The following is a 16509-nucleotide window of genomic DNA, read 5'->3' as shown; positions in this document are numbered from 1 at the left end:
CAGCAGCTTTGTGGCCCCCATCCCGTGCCTTGCCCAACAAATAGCAAGCGCGGCGGAAATCTGTTTTGTCCGCATCTTTCCAGTTCATACACGCCGCAGCGAAAGGCGGTTGTTAATAGGTCGAAATCCTTAAAGGGGTATTTCGCCCTCTACCCAAATCGACCCCCGTTTGGCTGCGATCCCAAGATATTTCAACAGGCCGGGCATTCTTGTATTGCGGGATGATAAAGCAACGCGCTTCGCCATCCCGCTGGAGCACTTACTCGCTCCCTCTATCTAAGTTATTGCCATGTGTTGTTTGGCTTCAATCTCCGCAGGTAGTTCAAAAACAATACGGAAGAATAGCCTCAAGAACTCGACATGTTGTTGAGCGGTGCTGCCATCCGCTTCGATGTCATGCACCGCGTCGTTGCCGTCTTCCCACAAATCATTGGCCCATTTCATCAAATCATCCGTGAGAATGAATTTGTCGCGAAGGTTTTTGATGCGTGTTTTCCGACCACCCTCAACTTCCCCAAGTTCTTTCAGCGAAACATCCAGAATACTTCGACATTCGGAGACAATGCGCGATGGGGGATCACCACGATCTAATGATGCCTGTGTGGCAGGCCACAACTGACGTATACGCTCTGGTAAGGCAGATGGCGCTGTGTACTTCTTCGCACTTGGAACCATGCCGAGAAGCGTAATGTATTGAGCCGCAAACGAAGTTTTTACTAGGGCGCTTTCTAGGTCCGCGTTCCGTAGAAAGCTCAGGTTCTTTGAGCTACTATTGAACATCAAAATCGCCGGCTGATAGCATTTGGGGCAAGTTCCAAAGCCATAGGCAGTGATTTTATCTGTCCCATCTTGACGTAAATGATTTGACCGCTTGTCATCAACATTGATCTGACGGCGGGGTCTGCGCGATGCCTCAACAGCTTCGACAAAGTGTGGGTAGTCGGTAGATTTTTGAGGTAGCCAATCAAATACTTGTCGAACCATAAAATCGACTTCTTTGGCACAATTTGGACACCGTATCTCGACCTGAAATTGACCATCTGGATTGTTCATTAATACACCTGTGTATTCGATGCTTTTCTATATGTATATGATCTACTTAGCGATGAAACTACAACCTTTGCATGCGCGTCGTTTGAATGTCCGGTTCTCGCGGTTTGCGACTTGCTGCACGAGCGAAACCTCAAATGGTGTTGGAGGTCCGGTTAGGGGCTCAGACAACCCCTCCGTACTCTCCCCGGAGAAAGGCCGTTGCGAGCCTCAATTACCTTAGGAGTTCAGTTGTTTCGCCCGCATTGAAGCTCGAAATTCTGTTATAGAATAGTCCGCCAAACCATTTTGTTTGAATGGGTCAGATTCAAGTATGGCTTCAAGCTCAATCCGGGATGGGGCCATTGCAATGATCACGCCTCCAGTGCGTGGAATTTTTGGCCCCGACGCAATGAACCGGCCAGAAGCGAAATTATCCTCAAGAAATTCAACATGAGCGTCCAGAGCAGACTCAATTTCATCAATCGATACAACGTAGTGCAGATCTACAACGAACAAGTTCTGTTCGGAGGGTATGAGGGCCATTGGCTATTCCTTGATTTCGCGGGAAGGAGGTGTTGGGGCCGTTGTTGCAGTTGCAACGGCGATTGGCAACTTAGTCCGCTTACCGGACGCATGCATGCGCAGAGATTATGAAGATTGGGAAAGGCAGCTAGGGGCTCATTCGACCAATCCGGGCCTGCCGCAGAGAAAGTCCGGTGGGAGCCCATTTTGCCGGATGCTACGCGCAGAACGAATGTCGGCTGTCATGTTTACGCACTATACGGTAATTGAGAATTGCAGAGGGCATCCCGCAAAGACCGGCGAGTTTTACCATCATTTATCAGGATAAATTATTGATGAGCCGTGTTGAACGTCTTGCTCTCTATATTGCACTGACCGCCTTAACTGCTTTCGCTATTGATGGCGTGCTGCCAACAATGCCTATGATAGAAGGTGCTTTTGACGCTGAATCTTCGTTCTCAGGCGCTCAAATCATTACTGCCTTCGTGTTGGGCATGGCTGTCGGAGAATTGGTGATTGGCCCCATCAGCGATGCTTTGGGACGCCGCCCCGCCGTGATTGCCGGGATTGTTGTGTTCGTCATTGGCACTGTGGTCGCCGCCACCGCAGATAACTTTGCAGCGGTGATAATTGGGAGATTCATTCAGGGCATAGGCGTCACCGGACCAAAAATCGGGACACGTGCAATGATCCGCGACCGGTATGAAGGCGCAGACATGGCCAAGATCATGTCGGTGATTTTCACGTTGCTCATCGTTGTGCCTATGATTGCACCCGCATTGGGTGCACTGATCGCGGCAGTCGCTGGATGGCGGGGTGTGTTCTGGTCGTATCTGATGTTGGCGGCGGGACTGGGCGCATGGCTGTGGCTGCGACATCCCGAGACGCTGCCTGTCGAGAAGCGCGTGCCCTTAAGTCCGCGCAGGTTGTGGCAAAATTTCCGGAAAATGCTGTTTCGCATGAACGTAATGCCCATTGTCATAGCAACCGGTTTCGTCTTTGGCGCACAACTTACCTATTTTGCGGTGGCTGCGAACCTCTTTGGCGCGGTTTATGGTGTCTCGGCAATGATGCCCGTGTTCTTCGCACTTCTGGCAACGGGTACTGCGTTAGCTCTTATGTTGAACGTTTGGGTGGTAGGGCGCACGGGGATGGAGGCTCCTATCTTTGCAGGGCTATTGGTATTGGGACTGTCGGGGACGGGGCTTTTGGTCGCTGCCGTACTTTACGGTGGCCATCCTCCACTAGCTATTCTGCTTGGGCTAACTTGGTTTGGTTTCTTTGCCCTCGGCCTTTTGTTTGGCAACCTCAATGCGTTTGCAATGCGCCCGCTCGGAGATTTGGCAGGTCTGGGATCGTCCATCATTGCATCAGTTTCCAGCCTGGTAGCGTTTGTCTTTGCGTCAGTTGTCGAAACGGTCGTTGGCGCTCCGGTTTGGGCTCTCGCGTGGGCGTTCACCATCGCCGCGCCACTGTCCGCCTTTTTCATCTTGCTCGCAATTCCAGCGTGCTCTCGAAAGCAGTTTTATCAAAATATCCGCGACCGGAAGTGATCCGCCAAACATTGCCAGACTCATTCGGAAGCAAAGCTATTATTTGATCAAAGCAGACACCCGCGCAGCCGCAGCGAAAGAGTAATATGTCCGCTCCTTACCAATTCGGGCTTGGCGCGGCGAAGGGTCTGTTTCAAACCGATCAGTTCAGAAACTTTCCTACCGTCCTAGTTTGCACTCAGCCTGAATCGACCCTGTTCCCGTGATCAACAGTGTTCAGCCAAGGTTAGCCCACCTCATTCGCCTGAAACACCTCTTTGGCCGCTGTGATCGCGTTCATACAGGCGGGGACGCCCGCATAAACTGACACCTGAAACACAATTTCAACGATTTCGTCCCGCGTCACGCCGGTGTTTATCGCTGCGCGCATGTGGAATTCCAGCTGCCCCGGTGCCGTGCCCATGGCGGACAACATTGCGACGGTGAGCATTTCGCGGGTGCGCAAATCGATCCCGGCACGACACACAATATCCGTGAAGGAATAGCCTAGGATAAGTTCTGCTGCATCCGGCGAGAAAGCATCGAGGTTGGCTTGCACCTTCTCGGCGGCTCCCTGTTCCAGTTTTTCCAATAGGGCCAACGCCTGTGGCAATGGTTCGATATTCCGACTCATGCGTCCACTCCCTTCATACCTTCTTCGGTGTAGCGCGCACCCGAAACTGGCAGAGCCGCCAGACCTTCTTCCATCTCGGCAAGGTCTTTGGCGCTCAATGCAACGTCCACCGCAGTGGCATTGTCGCGGAGGTAAGCCAATCTCTTTGTGCCAGGGATCGGAACGATGTCGCCGCCTTGTGCCAAGAGCCATGCAAGTGCCAGTTGCGCAGGCGTGCATCCGTTCCCGGACGCGATCTTACCTACAAGGTCCGCGATGCGCTTGTTGGTCGTAACGGCCTCTGGCTGAAAGCGCGGCAACGCGGCACGGAAATCTCCATCCTCAAACCCGGTCCCGTCCTGAAAGCGCCCCGCCAGGAAACCGCGACCAAGCGGAGAGTAAGGGACAAGGCCGATCCCCAATTCTCGGCACACGGGCAACACGTCGTCTTCGACCCCACGAGACCATAGTGAGTATTCTGTCTGTACCGCCGTGATCGGATGCACCGCGTGCGCACGGCGTAAGGTCTCGCCACTCACCTCGCAAAGCCCAATTCTGGCGATCTTGCCTTCCTCGACCAACCGGGAGAGGCCACCCATCGTGTCCTCGATGCCTTGTTCCCGATTGATCCGGTGGACATAATAGAGATCAATCTGCTCGACCCCGAGCCGCTTTAGCGACCCTTCACAGGATTGGCGCGCATAGTCCGGGCTGTTGTCGAGRCCGCGACGGTATTCTCCAGGGTTTCGAACAATGCCAAACTTGGTTGCGATTTTCGGGCAAGCGTCCGTTTGCGCAAGAAACGCACCGATCAGTTCTTCATTGTGGTGCGGCCCATACATGTCTGCGGTGTCAAAAAAGTCGATCCCAAGCTCGATAGCCTCGTGCAGAACATGCATCGACACCTCGTCATTGCGCGGGCCATAGAACTCGCTCATCCCCATGCAACCGAGGCCGATGGCCGAAACGTCGAGGTCTTGTCCCAGGGTGCGATACCGCATGTCGTTCTCCTTGCCTTGCCTGTTGACCCCAGACATGGCACTTCCAATTTAGGAAAAACATCCATGAGAATGGCAAAGAGGTTTTCAAAATCGGAAAACAGATTACTGATAATCTCGTCTGGGATGACCTCCGCGCCTTCTTGGCGGTGTCTCGTGCAGGCACATTAAGTGGCGCGGTCGAGCCGTTGGGGGTTGGGATCGCGACTGTATCGCGGCGGATCGAGCGGCTGGAGGCCGCGATTGGACAGCCGCTGTTTGTACGGCACCAATCCGGCTACAGGTTGACGGAGGATGGCGCGGCATTGGTCGCGCGGGCCGAAGAAATGGAAGCAACCGCCCTGACGCTAACCTCCGGGCTACAAGATAAAGCTGCGGTTTCAGGCACGGTGCGGCTTGCCACGGCAGAAAATCTTGCAACGGGCCTGATCCTGCCGAGCCTTGGGCAGATCAAGGCAGCTTACCCTGAGCTGTCATTGGAAATTGTCACCGATATTGCCACGGTGAACCTGCATCGGCGTGATGCTGATATTGCTCTGAGGATGGTAAAACCCGACAGAGGCAATGTCTCGCTTCAAAGGCTAGGCACACTTGGTTTCGGGTTATATGGAGCGCCGGATTATGTGTCAGCGCAGCACCTGGCCCTGGATGCAAATGCCTATGACAACGCAAACTTCATCGGGTGGACCGAAACCTATACGCATCTTCCTGCGGCCCAGTGGGTCGAACGAATATTAAAGGGGCGCGCGCCTGCTCTTACAACGACCTCGCTGGCCACGCAGCTGACGGCCTGTGCAAACGGCCTTGGACTGGCCGTCCTGCCACATTTTCTAGCAAGGTCGAACGATTTGATCTGCCTTGATGCGGACCTTGGGATCGATCAACCCATCTGGCTCGTGACCCACACCAACCTGGCCCAATCCCGCCGCGTTCGCGCGGTTGCGGATTTTCTGCGCGATGTTGTCAACACACATCGCTCCGCTTTGACGGGATAGTTGAGGCAACAAATCAAGCAGGGCTCGAAGAAAAACCGGCCAAAATCCAACGTTTGTGACACCGGCGGAATCGACCGTTTGTGCCGCATAGGCATTGGCAAGGGGTTCGCGTTCAACAGCCGCCGTTCGTGCTGTGCCGCCGCATGGCGGCAGTGAGCCCAAAGTGCCGAATTCTGCAAGCTGCGTGAATGTCTTTTTTGCTTGTGGTTCACGAGGAACGTGCTGGATGACTTCAATCGGGAAAGTTTGTGCATCCAGATCGACTTCTCACTGCCCGCTGAGCGCGTTGTGCGTAGCCCGAACCAGATCATTGAGTGGCGCGGCCAACCGCAGGCAATTCGCGTCGATAACGGTCCAGAATAAATCAGTGGCACGCTCATGACATGGGTCGAGAAACGCAACATCCGGCTTGAATACATCCAGCCGGGCAAGCCGCAGCAAAACGCCTACATCGAACGTTACAACCGCACCGTTCGTGGCGAGTGGCTCGGACAATACATCTTTGAAACGATTGAGGAGGCACAAGACCAGGCGACTGAATGGCTATGGACTTACAACAACGAGAGACCCAACATGGGCATCGGCGGCATCACACCCGCCATGAAACTTAAAACAGCCGCGTGAATTCTACGGCTGGATCTCAGTAAAAATGGGGGGATTACCCGTCTGATTGGTCGAACCAAGGGCGGCATGAATACCAACCTGCATGCTATCTGTGACAGCCAAGGGCGACCACTCAGCCTTTTTGTCACCGCAGGGCAAGTCAGCGATTACATCGGTGCTCGGGCTCTGCTCAGCAGCATACCAAATGTGGACTGGCTGCTCGGGGATCGTGGCTATGATGCCGACTGGCTCCGAGATGCGTTGAAAGACAAAGGGATACGTGCCTGCATCCCAAGTCGAAAGCAACGCAAGACTGCCGTGAAGTACGACAAGCGTCGGTACGAACAACGCAACCGCATAGAGATCATGTTTGGCAGGCTCAAGGATTGGAGGCGTGTAGCCACGCGCCATGATCGCTGTCCCAAGGTCTTCCTCTCCGCCATCGCACTCGCAGAAACCGTCATCTACTGGGTATGAATCCTGACCCTAGCAAATGGCAGCAATGCGGGCTGCCACTGCAGCATCTTCACCGGTTAGTGAAGGGCAGGTTAGGGCCGGAAGCGCTCAAGTTTGCTGCTCTGTATATTGGCCGTGAGGCCGATATACTGCGGCGGTTGAGTCGTCGAAAGACCCCGGTTCGGGGTTTCATGCAACGCTTACGCTCGACTGGAAGCGTGTGATAGCGCGCCGAACCCGGCATCCGGTCGCGGTATGACGATTGATATCAACGAAAGGGTTAGTCTTGTATGATCTAGTCATCACCAACATTCCTGAAACCGTCATGGGGACGCTTCTCTCTGATGCTGCGGGGAACAATCTGTCAGTCGAAGACTACGCCATGCTATGCAGGCATGAAAGATTCAAGCTAAACATGACGCGAACCTAAGGCTTGATCGGACGAACGATAAGTGGGCCAATTGGAGGTTTGATGCAGCGCTTACGGGCTACTCAGACTGGCCAAAGGAAGGCCGTCGATATGATGTAACGGCGGCCTTTTCCTGACTCGGGCAAAACAAGGCGCAAGTCTATTTTTCAGGTTCATCGCTGATGCGATCAAACCCCGGGATTAATCACCTAGTCGGTAAACACGTATTCGCCCAGCTCACATAGGTTCAAACCAAAGTCCTCGGCCTCGGCCTCATCGGCAAAGGTTCCACGGATGTCGTAGGTACAAGTGGTCAACCCGTCCGCAATGGTTATGTCTGCTTCGTATCCCGGCGCGATGCGGTCTCCTGCCAGCAGGTTTTCCTCCCAGAATTGGGCAGATGTGGGAGAGACATTGAATCCCACCAGTGCCGAGCTGCTGTCATTTACAAGCCGGAAGTTCAGATCTTCTGCGTACGCCGCTGACAGGGGTGTCAGGGCGGCAACCGCTATCGCGGCAAGTACGGTTTTGGTCATTGGATAGATCCTTCTGTTTAAGAAAAAAGCGTGGGCCACCGACTTGAGGGGGTTTGCGAGTGAGCAGTGCGGTGACCCACAGGAGACAGCCCTTTTCCCAGGTGCTGTCTCTGTTTTGTTGTTGCTGGTGACTTAGAACCGGATTTCAAACCCTATCTGGCCTGCAAATCCATAGTCATCGGAACTGCCGTCAAAACCTCTTTGGGCTGATACCTCGCCGAACAACGTGGTTTGCGTTGCGATTTTCATTTGGCCCCCAAGTGTCAGTTCAAGATTGTTCTGGCCGCGTTCTGTCAGGACGGTGTCATTGCCGAACGATACCCCGGTTTCGTTGTCAAAAGCGCGATAGTAATCAAACTGGCCAAACAAGGCCCCGGCACCGCCGAGATCATGTTCGACGCGCACACCAAGGCGGGCCCGCAGCGTGTTGCCGTCAGAAACGGTTCCTGTCGTGCCGGTTGTCACGTCTTCAAGGTCATCGGCATCAACGCGGCTGTAGATCAGTTGCGCTTGTGGCACGATGTTCAGGCCGTTCCTCAGGCGAAAGAACTTGCCAACCTCGATAGAAGCCGCATAGCCGTTGCCATCGGTATCCACCTCCTGCCCGCCAGCCAGTCGGGTTGTGCTGTCAAAGAATGCGTAACGCAGCTGACTGTCGAGATAGAGCTGGCTGTCTGCCAGCCAAAGTGCGCTGGCCGTCAGATCATAGGCATCGGTGTCGACCCGACCACTGGCCAGCGACGTGTCGCTGTCCGTGGAAATCGTGGCCGCCCCGAATTCAAGGCCGCCAATCAAAGACCCATTCCCGATCTCGGTAATCGGCAGGCTGGCCCCTACGCGCAGGCCACCGGTTGTTGTCTTGTTCGTGCGGTCGCCGTTGGTGTATTGATCACGGCCACCCTCGGCCTCAAACCAGAACAGGGGCTGATTGGTTGCGCTCAGGTCGATCAGGGATCGGCTGACAGTGTTGGCATCAGACGAAGCTGTACGACCCGACAACCGGCGCAGCGCCCCGCCCAATGCGATATGGTCGCTGAACTGTTGAACGGTTGCAGCAAGGAAAGCCCTGTTGGGGTTGGTGTTCACCTCACCCGATGCGTTGAACGGGGACAGATTGAAACCTCCGGTCGCAGCATCGTAGTTCAGAACAAAAGCGACAGAGCCGTCATTGATGGCGTCCTGACCGTTCTTCGTGACAAAATCACCATTCACCAGCCGAAAATCACTGGCTGTGCTGGCACCTGAGACAGTGGCCAGGGCAAAGGTCTGCAGATTGCCGCTGCCGTTTCCAGCCTTTTCGACCTGCAAGCCTTGTTGTGCGCCCGCGCTGTCACCGGTCACCACGATCTGGTCATTGGTGCCGGTTGCAAAGTTCACATCAAGCGCAACAGTGCCTGCCCCCGCGAGATTGCCACCAAGGGTCAAGCGGTCACCGCTCTGACCATCAGCTAGGTTGATGCGGCCATTACTAAGCGTATCGCCAGCAATGCTGACCGCGCCCGCGCCACCAAATCCGGCCCTAAAGCTGCTGGTCGCGTCAATCTGCAACGCACCACCCAAAGCCAGGTTTGCATCCTCGGCAGCAACGGTGGAACCGTTCAGTGCCGTCAGCGAACCAAAACCTGCCGCGGTGTCGGTGATGGTCAGCGCGCTGCCATTGTCGGCGACAGTTCTCTCCCAATTGGTAAAACGTGTTCCATCCACGGCACCGCTGAAGGCTGAGAAGGTCAGCGCATCCTGCGCACCTGCGCCACCGTCAAGCAGAGTTGCACCGCTGATATCTGCGCCGCCGTTCACGGTCAGGGCATCGTCACCGTCATTCAGCCGAACCGCGCCAGCAACCGTGGACCCCGCCGCCAGATTGACCTGACTGTTGCCTTCGTTGTTGGTGATGGCCTCACCGGATACCGATGAAACCGACGCGCCGTTGTTGAGGTTGATCACACTCAGCCCGCCCGCATCGGTTTGCGTTAAGATGCCAGATCCGTAATCGCCTGTTACCGCGCCCGACACAGAGACCGATATTGTGTCGCTACCATAGGATTCAGCATGGATACCGTCGTACGTCCCACTGACGGTCCCGGTGGCTGTGATGGATACATCAGTGCCGGTTTCGTTTCTTGCAGCGATCCCCGCACCGTCAGCACCGATGGCGTCCGCCGCAGAAATCGTGAGGGAACCGGTGCCTCGCTGTACCGCAAGAATTCCGCTGGTGTCACCATGAATCATCCCGGTGGTTGTAACTGACAGATACGTTCCACTGTAGTCATTTCTTGCGCTTATGCCGTTGCCTCCGTTGCCGGTGACATTTCGTGCGTCAATCATCAGTGCACCTGTGCCGGAGTTTCTTGCGTTAATCCCGCTGCTCGCCCCCGTGATATGCCCACCGACCGTGTTTATCGAAAGGTCAGTCCCAGCATTGCGCGCCACGATTCCTGTGTCACCGGTCCCGGTGACATTTGCGGTCGTAAGCGTCAGCGCACCGCTGCCCCTGTTACGGGCAAGAATACCTGTGGCACCTACAACAGTACCGGTGGTGGTGATCGTCTGGTCCGTTCCGAAGCTCTCGGCCCTGATGCCATTCGTATTGGTTCCGGTTACATTCGTGACCGAAATCGTCTGCGATCCGGCGCCGGTATTGTCGGCACGCAGACCATCCGTGACGCCACTGATCAGACCGGTGCTTGTGATGGATTGGTTGGTGCCTGCGTTGAAGGCCACGAACCCGGTGCCGACGGTTCCGGTGACATCCGCCGCTGTGATCGTCATGTCACCGCTGCCATCGTTGTCTGCGAAGATCCCACTGACGCCACTGGCTGTACCCGTGGTCGTGATCGCCAGATCGGTGCCATTGGCGCTGTTGCGGGCGTCGATGCCAAATCCGGTGGTTCCGGTCACATCCGCCGCCGCAATCGTCAAAGCACCGGTTCCTGCATTGCGCACATCGATCCCGCGCGTTGCCCCGCTGACCGGTCCGGTGGTTGTGACCGACAAGTCCGTGCCGGTGGCGTTATTGCGCAGATAAATCCCCTCTTCATTCGTCCCGGTGACGTTGACGGCATTAACCGTCAGCGCGCCAGATCCCTCGTTCCGGGCTTCGATACCTTTGGTAATCGCGCTGATCGTGCCGGTAGAGGTAATCGAAAGGTTTGCCCCACGGTTGGTCAGGTTAAGCCCGTTAAGGCGGGTTGCGGTCACATCAACGACAGAAAGGGCCAGGTCACCTGAGCCATTATTGGTTGCGGAAATCCCGCGCCAATTGCCGGTTACCGTTCCGGTCGTCGTGATTGACAGATCGGTGCCGTCGTTGGTTGCAGTAAGACCGGAATCATTGCCGCTGCCCGTGACGTTGGCCGCTGAAATCACCAGCGCGCCCGCACCTTGGTTACGGGCACTGATACCGTATCCATCACCTGTGCTGATTGCATCCTGCACATCAATGATCAACCCCCCGGTTCCGCGATTGCCGGCATAGATCGCATGATCGACACCTCTCACGGTGCCAGATGCCGTTACCGAAAGACCTGTTCCCTCGTTGAACACATTGATCCCTCGGCTGTTGGTGCCGGTGACGTCTGTGACCGATACATCCAAGGACCCGCTGCCATAGTTCCTCGCATAAATACCCGAAGCATTCCCCGTGTCCCCCCCCGCGACGGCACTGGTCGTCGTGATCGACAGATCAGTACCGGTGCTCTGATTGACGGCGGAAATCCCGTGACCATCGTTTCCTGTGACGGCTGCCGCTGAAATTGTCAGCGCACCAGTCCCGGCGTTGTTGGCATCTATACCTCTGGTGCCCCCCGATACCGGGCCAGTGGCGGTGACAGACAAATTCGTGCCGCTGCTGCTGTTGCTGGCCAATATCCCCTCAGAGGTAAGGCCGGTGACATCCGCCGCAGAAATCATCAGCGCGCCGCTGCCATTGCTCAGCGCGGCGATCCCGCGCGCGCCGCTGATGACTGACCCCGCCGCAGTAATGGACAGATCCGTACCTGTGCTGAGTGCGGAAATACCATCTGATCTGCCTCCGCCCCGAACATCTGCCGCCGAGATCGTTAGCGCACCGCTGCCGGTGCTTTGGGCAAGGATACCCGAGTCGCCCCCCGAAACGGTCCCGGTCGTCATGATTGTAACGTCTGTGCCAACGGTATGGCGTGCAAAGACACCATGGCTCGTGCCGCCATCGACATCGGTGGCAGTGACGGACAATGCGCCGGTGCCGTAGTTGCGGGCGTCGATCCCACGGGTTCCGCCGCGAACCGCGCCGGTGGCTGTTATCGACAACTCTGATTGGGTGTTTCGCGCAAAGATACCTTCGTAAGTTGTTCCGGCCACTTCAGCGGTCGAAATCGTCAACGCGCCGGTGCCTCGGTTCAGAGCATTGATGCCCCGTGTGCCGGTGACCGCGCCCGTGGAGGTGATGGACAGGGTGGTTCCGGCATCGTTCAGCGCGTTAATCCCGTTGGCGGATGTTCCCATCATCTCGGACGTTGAGATCGTCAACGCCCCGCTGCCATAATGGCGGGCGCTGATACCCGCCGTGCCGCTGACAATCCCTGTGGCGGTGATCGACAGGTCGGTGCCACGGTTTCGGGCATCAATTGCCGCGCTGGTTGTGCCGGTAACGCCAGCCACCGACAGGCTCAGCGCGCCGCTACCGTTGTTGTCTGCGCGAATACCATTGGTGGCTCCGGTGATCTGACCTGTCGAGGTAATCGACAGATCCGTACCACTGGCGGCGTTGTTGGCAAGTATCCCTGTTCCAGTGCTTGCCGCGACATTCGCCGCCGAGATTGCCAGCTCTCCAGAACCATAGTTGCGCGCATAGATGCCACGAGACCCGCCATTGGCCACACCGGATGAGGTGATCGACAGGTCCGTACCCTCATTGCGGGCATAAATCCCCGATCCAACGCCGGCAGAGGTGTTTTCAGCAGAAATCGTAAGCGCGCCACTGCCGCGATTGAGCGTGTAAATTCCGTTTGTGCTGCCGCTGACCAATCCGGTGGATGTAACCGAAAGGTTGGTGCCGGTCCGGTTGTCGGCGAATATTCCATTGGGTCCGGTCGAGGTTACGTTTGCCGTCGAAACCGTAAGGGTACCTGTGCCATCGTTGAGCGCAGTGATCGCATCGCTCGCTGCGGTCACCGTTCCGCCAAGTGTGTTGATCGACAGATCCGTGCCGCTGTTGGTGGCCGCGATGCCCACTCCTCCGGCTCCGTTGACATTCGCCGTCGAAATGGAGAGCGCACCCGTGCCGGAATTTTGCGCTTCAATGCCGCGTCTGGCACCAGAGATCACTCCGGATGTGGTGATTGTCAGATCGGCTCCGTTGTTGCGGGCAAAGATTCCATCAGAGCGACCCGAGGTGACATCTGCTGCCGAAATGGTCATGTCACCGCTGGTCGACAAAGCGCCGTAGTTGCGCGCGTAGATGCCAAAATTGCCGCCGCTGACGGCCCCGGTTGTGGTCACGGACAGATCGCCACCATAGTAAACCACGGCACGAAGCCCGTCGGAAATGCCAGTGATTGAAGATTGGTTTGTGTCGGTGAAGGTTAGTTCGGTGTTGCTGAAGATATCGATTGCGTTAGCAGCGTTGAATGGTTCGATTCCAAAGCCGGGCTCTGTAACTACATTGACAGGCCCGCCACTGATGATTCCCACACTGATATCCGTCGTCGGATCAGCGGGGCCAGAGCACACGATGGTGCTAAAGTTTGGACCAGCACAGCTGCCTGCGGTCGCAGTGCCGCCGCCCAACGTGATTGCCGTGCCAAGAGCGGCCGCAGAGGCCCCCGAGAGCACCCGGCCAAGCGACGGGGCAAAGCTGGCGACCTGACCTTTGAATTTCGTCATCCGTCCGCCGCGAAGCAGGATGGCCTGATGGTGCGGTTGGACCGCGCTATGCTCTGATGGAATCATGATATCCGTCCCAAATGTGTTGTTTTTATTTTTGTGCTGACGTCACGCCGGTTTCGGCATGGTGATCAGGGTTGCCGCCTCGGGCGTGCCCGGCGCTGCCGCCATCGGGCAAAGATGGCCGTGCAAAAGCTCAAGATCGTAAAGTTCTGAAATGGCCCCATCGATCCTGAACCAGTCGACACAGGTCCTGGTTTCAAGGTCGATGATCTGAACGCCGCACCAGGGCGCGCTGTCGGCCTCAGCCAGCCGCGCATCCAGCGCCAGGCCCTCGAACCGTTTGTAGCGCGGCTTTGACAGACCAACGAAGGCATAGCGCCCGTGCAGGGACAGACCCCGCGCAAACCCAGGGCAAAAGACCTGCGGCTCAAAATGTCCTTTGCCGTCGCCGTCGAACACGACTGTGCCCAATTCTCCGCGGCCAGAATTCAGCAGCCAGAGCTTGCCATCATGCAGACGCGGTGAATGCGGCATCGACAACCCGTCGCACACGATGTCATTCGTTCTGACGTCGATAACGATCCCACCATCGGCGCGTCGGTCGCGCCAGCCGTCGATCGTGTCCGACCGGCTGACAGCGGTGACATAGCGTGGCTGCCCATCCTGCATAGCCAAGCCGTTCAGATGGCAGCGGTCCTCGTCCACCAAGGCCGAGATAAACGGTGGCCGCCAGACCTCGGCAAAGCTGTGGCGCGGGTCGGGCGTGGCCAGGCAGTTGTAGCGCGTGTTGACAAAAACCGCGCTGCCACTTTGATCAATGCCCAGATCGTGCAGATCCAACTGGCCGGTAAAATCGCTTTGCCGGGGCATAAAGGCGGCATCGAACAGAGTGTTCACACGTTCCTGCGGGTCCAGCACGTTCTGCATGTGCAGGATTTGATCATCTGCCGCCAGCGACAGCCCATGTGCCCCATGCCGATGCAGGCCCATGGGGCGCGGAAAGGCCATCTGGTGGATATTGACCCCGCCGTCCGGCTTAACGCCGACCATGTACAGCAAGCCCGACTGATAGGACGAAAACGCGATGGACAGTCCAAGCCCGGACAGGCGCGCTGCAAATCCGGCGGAAACCGAATAATCGGTCTTGTTCGCGCCGTCAGACCCGCCTGTTTCAACCGCCTTATCCAGCGGTTCATCTACCGTGGTCGCATCACTCATTTCGCCCCCCGCAAAAAGAGGTCAGACCCGGTGACACGCTTGAATTGACCTTGTCGCAACCATCCAGACACGCGCGTGTCTTTCGGATCGCAGAGCGTATTTTCGCCGAGCCATTTTAATGAACTGCCGCGCACCATCTGAAACCTCATACTCTTTTGATTTCAGTTCGACGAACGCAGGAATCATTGCAACAGATCGGCCCACGAAACACCCGCAATTGGACGCTGTGATACCCCTTTTGGACTGAGTGCGCTGGTCGCTGAGGTCTTTGAAATCACCCATTGCACAAGGGTTGCGGCCAAAGGAATCAGTCTCGGCTCGCTATGAAATACGCGTTGGTTTCAGCCTGAGATTTCCCGCGCAGAAATCGGCGCGTGGTTGGGGGTTTTCTGATAGTTTTCACGGCCACCGCAACCAGGGTCGAAGCGTGAAAACCGGCACCAACAGACCCGAGAGAAACGGTGGAAACGCGCCAGTCGGCAGCGCGGATTTCCGCAATTCCTACCGTCACTCAGATCGTTATCGACACGGATTGGTGAACGTTTGTACCGCAGGTTGAAACGCTTAACATTTCCACCAGAACAGAAGGCTTCACAGGGGGGTCACCCCAATGCGGCAGCCTTGACCGAGGCCCGCAGCGTTTCCCAGACCGTTTCCATCGACCCCTGCGCGGCACGGGGGCTGGATGCTTTGACACGCAACCCCTCACGATATTCGCTGGGAGACACGCCATAGTGTTCGGCAAAGGCCCGCGACAGGGCCGGTCGGCTGGAAAACCCGGTTCGATAGGCGACATCGCCCACGTTGCATTCAGCCTCGGACCGGAAAAAACCGGCGGCTTTTTCAAGCCTTATCAAACGGATAAGTCTTTGTGGTGTGTCAACCTGCTGGCAAACCTGGAAAAGTTTGGATCGGGAAATCCCAAGTTCCTTCGCGATCATCTCTGGCGACAAATCGCGAAAATGAAAGTTCCGGTGAATGTAGTCAACGATAGTGCACAGAACTGTTTCGCTGCGGATTTCGCGGCTTTCCAGTTCCTGTATCCATTGGTGCCTGATAGCATCCACGGCAAGTTTGTGCAGCATGTCCGATAGCGTTCCGACCTCACCATCATCTGCGTTTTGCAGCTCGGAAAACACGTCTCTGATTGCGGTCTTCAGAATTCTGGTAACCGGGCTGTCGCTCAGGACCATGTTGTGCAGTTGCGAGAGACCGGGAATTTCGTTCACCAGCTTGGGACGGTGCAGATTAAGCGTATAAACAACGACGCCTTCGTGCTGATAGAAAAACGGGCGCTCGGTATCCAATGACCGTAAATCACCTGATTTGGTCAGCGTTTTTCCATCGGTCAAATGCGTCGCCAGATCATTGCCCTTGAACCGGTAATGAACGCCAAAGGCATTCATCTCGGCGCGTACCATGCCCCGCTCGGAACGTTTCAGAAAACAGGGCGTTATGCTTTGATACCGATACAGCGTCAGGGCCGCGGTCCTGTTGTATTCGGCGATGAACCTGAACGGCTTGTCAGAAGGGCCTTTGCGTTCGACCTCGATACCTGCGGATTCAAACAGCTGTTCGCGAAAGAACGCATATTGCTGCTTTTCGGGCAGCATGTTGGTGTCAATCTTCAGAGATGTCAGCGTGCTTTGTTCAACCATGATACGTCCCGCGTGATGGCATTTGGATGGAATGCCCAATCACAATTTTGCTTTCTCAGGCCGGCCCGTCAG

The 16509-nt window shown here is 56.2% G+C and carries 10 protein-coding genes and 3 pseudogenes; 5 read left to right on the top strand and 8 right to left on the bottom strand.

The annotated features are described in order from the left end of the window. Nucleotides 1-276: 276 nt before the first annotated feature. Nucleotides 277-1053, bottom strand: coding sequence for a DUF4145 domain-containing protein (locus tag JT51_RS21485; RefSeq protein ID WP_081894649.1), 777 nt, complete (start codon nt 1051-1053; stop codon nt 277-279). Nucleotides 1054-1269: 216 nt separating this feature from the next. Further along, nucleotides 1270-1575 (bottom strand): YciI family protein, encoded by a 306-nt coding sequence (locus JT51_RS10340; protein WP_200876079.1) that lies wholly within the window; start codon nt 1573-1575, stop codon nt 1270-1272. Between the two features lie 314 nt (nt 1576-1889). Here JT51_RS10340 and JT51_RS10335 point away from each other — a divergent pair, with 314 nt between their 5' ends. Beyond that, nucleotides 1890-3107 carry an MFS transporter gene (locus JT51_RS10335; RefSeq protein WP_051927481.1) on the top strand — a complete coding sequence of 406 codons (1218 nt, stop codon included), beginning with the start codon at nt 1890-1892 and terminating at the stop codon, nt 3105-3107. Nucleotides 3108-3333: 226 nt separating this feature from the next. Here JT51_RS10335 and JT51_RS10330 read toward each other — a convergent pair whose 3' ends face one another. Beyond that, the gene (locus JT51_RS10330) at nt 3334-3720 is read right to left on the bottom strand and encodes a carboxymuconolactone decarboxylase family protein (RefSeq protein ID WP_037311495.1); all 387 of its coding nucleotides are present in this window, start codon (nt 3718-3720) and stop codon (nt 3334-3336) included. Next, entirely contained in the window at nt 3717-4700 is a 984-nt protein-coding gene (locus JT51_RS10325) for an aldo/keto reductase (RefSeq protein ID WP_037312130.1), read from the bottom strand. The genes JT51_RS10330 and JT51_RS10325 overlap by 4 nt, the downstream gene beginning before the upstream one ends. A gap of 59 nt (nt 4701-4759) precedes the next feature. Here JT51_RS10325 and JT51_RS22345 point away from each other — a divergent pair. From JT51_RS22345 to JT51_RS10310, 4 genes and pseudogenes are all read left to right on the top strand, one after another. Beyond that, nucleotides 4760-4984, top strand: a pseudogene (locus JT51_RS22345) (helix-turn-helix domain-containing protein); the annotation flags it as partial. 39 nt (nt 4985-5023) lie between these two features. Then, nucleotides 5024-5692, top strand: a complete 669-nt coding sequence (locus JT51_RS10320; RefSeq protein WP_235216162.1) for a substrate-binding domain-containing protein — start codon at nt 5024-5026, stop codon at nt 5690-5692. 216 nt (nt 5693-5908) lie between these two features. Beyond that, a pseudogene (locus tag JT51_RS10315) lies at nt 5909-6316 on the top strand (integrase core domain-containing protein); the annotation flags it as partial. 21 nt (nt 6317-6337) lie between these two features. Further along, a pseudogene (locus JT51_RS10310) lies at nt 6338-6772 on the top strand (IS5 family transposase); the annotation flags it as partial. A gap of 597 nt (nt 6773-7369) precedes the next feature. Here the strand turns inward: JT51_RS10310 and JT51_RS10305 are convergent. The 4 genes from JT51_RS10305 to JT51_RS10290 all read right to left on the bottom strand — a co-directional run bounded on the left by JT51_RS10305 (nt 7370) and on the right by JT51_RS10290 (nt 16437). Further along, complete coding sequence (locus JT51_RS10305; protein ID WP_037311488.1) at nt 7370-7696, bottom strand: hypothetical protein; 327 nt, start codon at nt 7694-7696, stop codon at nt 7370-7372. 132 nt (nt 7697-7828) lie between these two features. Next, a complete protein-coding gene (locus JT51_RS10300) occupies nt 7829-13558 on the bottom strand; it encodes an autotransporter outer membrane beta-barrel domain-containing protein (RefSeq protein WP_160175175.1) in 5730 nt (1909 codons plus the stop codon). A gap of 108 nt (nt 13559-13666) precedes the next feature. Continuing rightward, nucleotides 13667-14779, bottom strand: coding sequence for a TIGR03032 family protein (locus tag JT51_RS10295; protein WP_037311482.1), 1113 nt, complete (start codon nt 14777-14779; stop codon nt 13667-13669). A 602-nt stretch (nt 14780-15381) separates the two neighbouring features. Beyond that, nucleotides 15382-16437 (bottom strand): AraC family transcriptional regulator, encoded by a 1056-nt coding sequence (locus JT51_RS10290; protein ID WP_037311479.1) that lies wholly within the window; start codon nt 16435-16437, stop codon nt 15382-15384. Nucleotides 16438-16509: the final 72 nt, after the last annotated feature.

It is taken from the genome of Ruegeria halocynthiae (genome assembly GCF_000743705.1).
Lineage (GTDB): Bacteria > Pseudomonadota > Alphaproteobacteria > Rhodobacterales > Rhodobacteraceae > Ruegeria > Ruegeria halocynthiae_B.
Note: the sequence above shows the minus strand (reverse complement) of the source record. Positions and strands in the feature narration are given on the sequence as shown.

Excerpts from the sequence above, each read along its gene's own strand:
- JT51_RS21485 (WP_081894649.1), bottom strand. The coding sequence starts at position 1,053 with ATGAACAATCCAGATGGTCAATTTCAGGTCGAGATACGGTGTCCAAAT.
- JT51_RS10340 (WP_200876079.1), bottom strand. The coding sequence starts at position 1,575 with ATGGCCCTCATACCCTCCGAACAGAACTTGTTCGTTGTAGATCTGCAC.
- JT51_RS10335 (WP_051927481.1), top strand. The coding sequence starts at position 1,890 with ATGAGCCGTGTTGAACGTCTTGCTCTCTATATTGCACTGACCGCCTTA.
- JT51_RS10330 (WP_037311495.1), bottom strand. The coding sequence starts at position 3,720 with ATGAGTCGGAATATCGAACCATTGCCACAGGCGTTGGCCCTATTGGAA.
- JT51_RS10320 (WP_235216162.1), top strand. The coding sequence starts at position 5,024 with ATGGAAGCAACCGCCCTGACGCTAACCTCCGGGCTACAAGATAAAGCT.
- JT51_RS10305 (WP_037311488.1), bottom strand. The coding sequence starts at position 7,696 with ATGACCAAAACCGTACTTGCCGCGATAGCGGTTGCCGCCCTGACACCC.
- JT51_RS10300 (WP_160175175.1), bottom strand. The coding sequence starts at position 13,558 with ATGACGAAATTCAAAGGTCAGGTCGCCAGCTTTGCCCCGTCGCTTGGC.
- JT51_RS10295 (WP_037311482.1), bottom strand. The coding sequence starts at position 14,779 with ATGAGTGATGCGACCACGGTAGATGAACCGCTGGATAAGGCGGTTGAA.
- JT51_RS10290 (WP_037311479.1), bottom strand. The coding sequence starts at position 16,437 with ATGGTTGAACAAAGCACGCTGACATCTCTGAAGATTGACACCAACATG.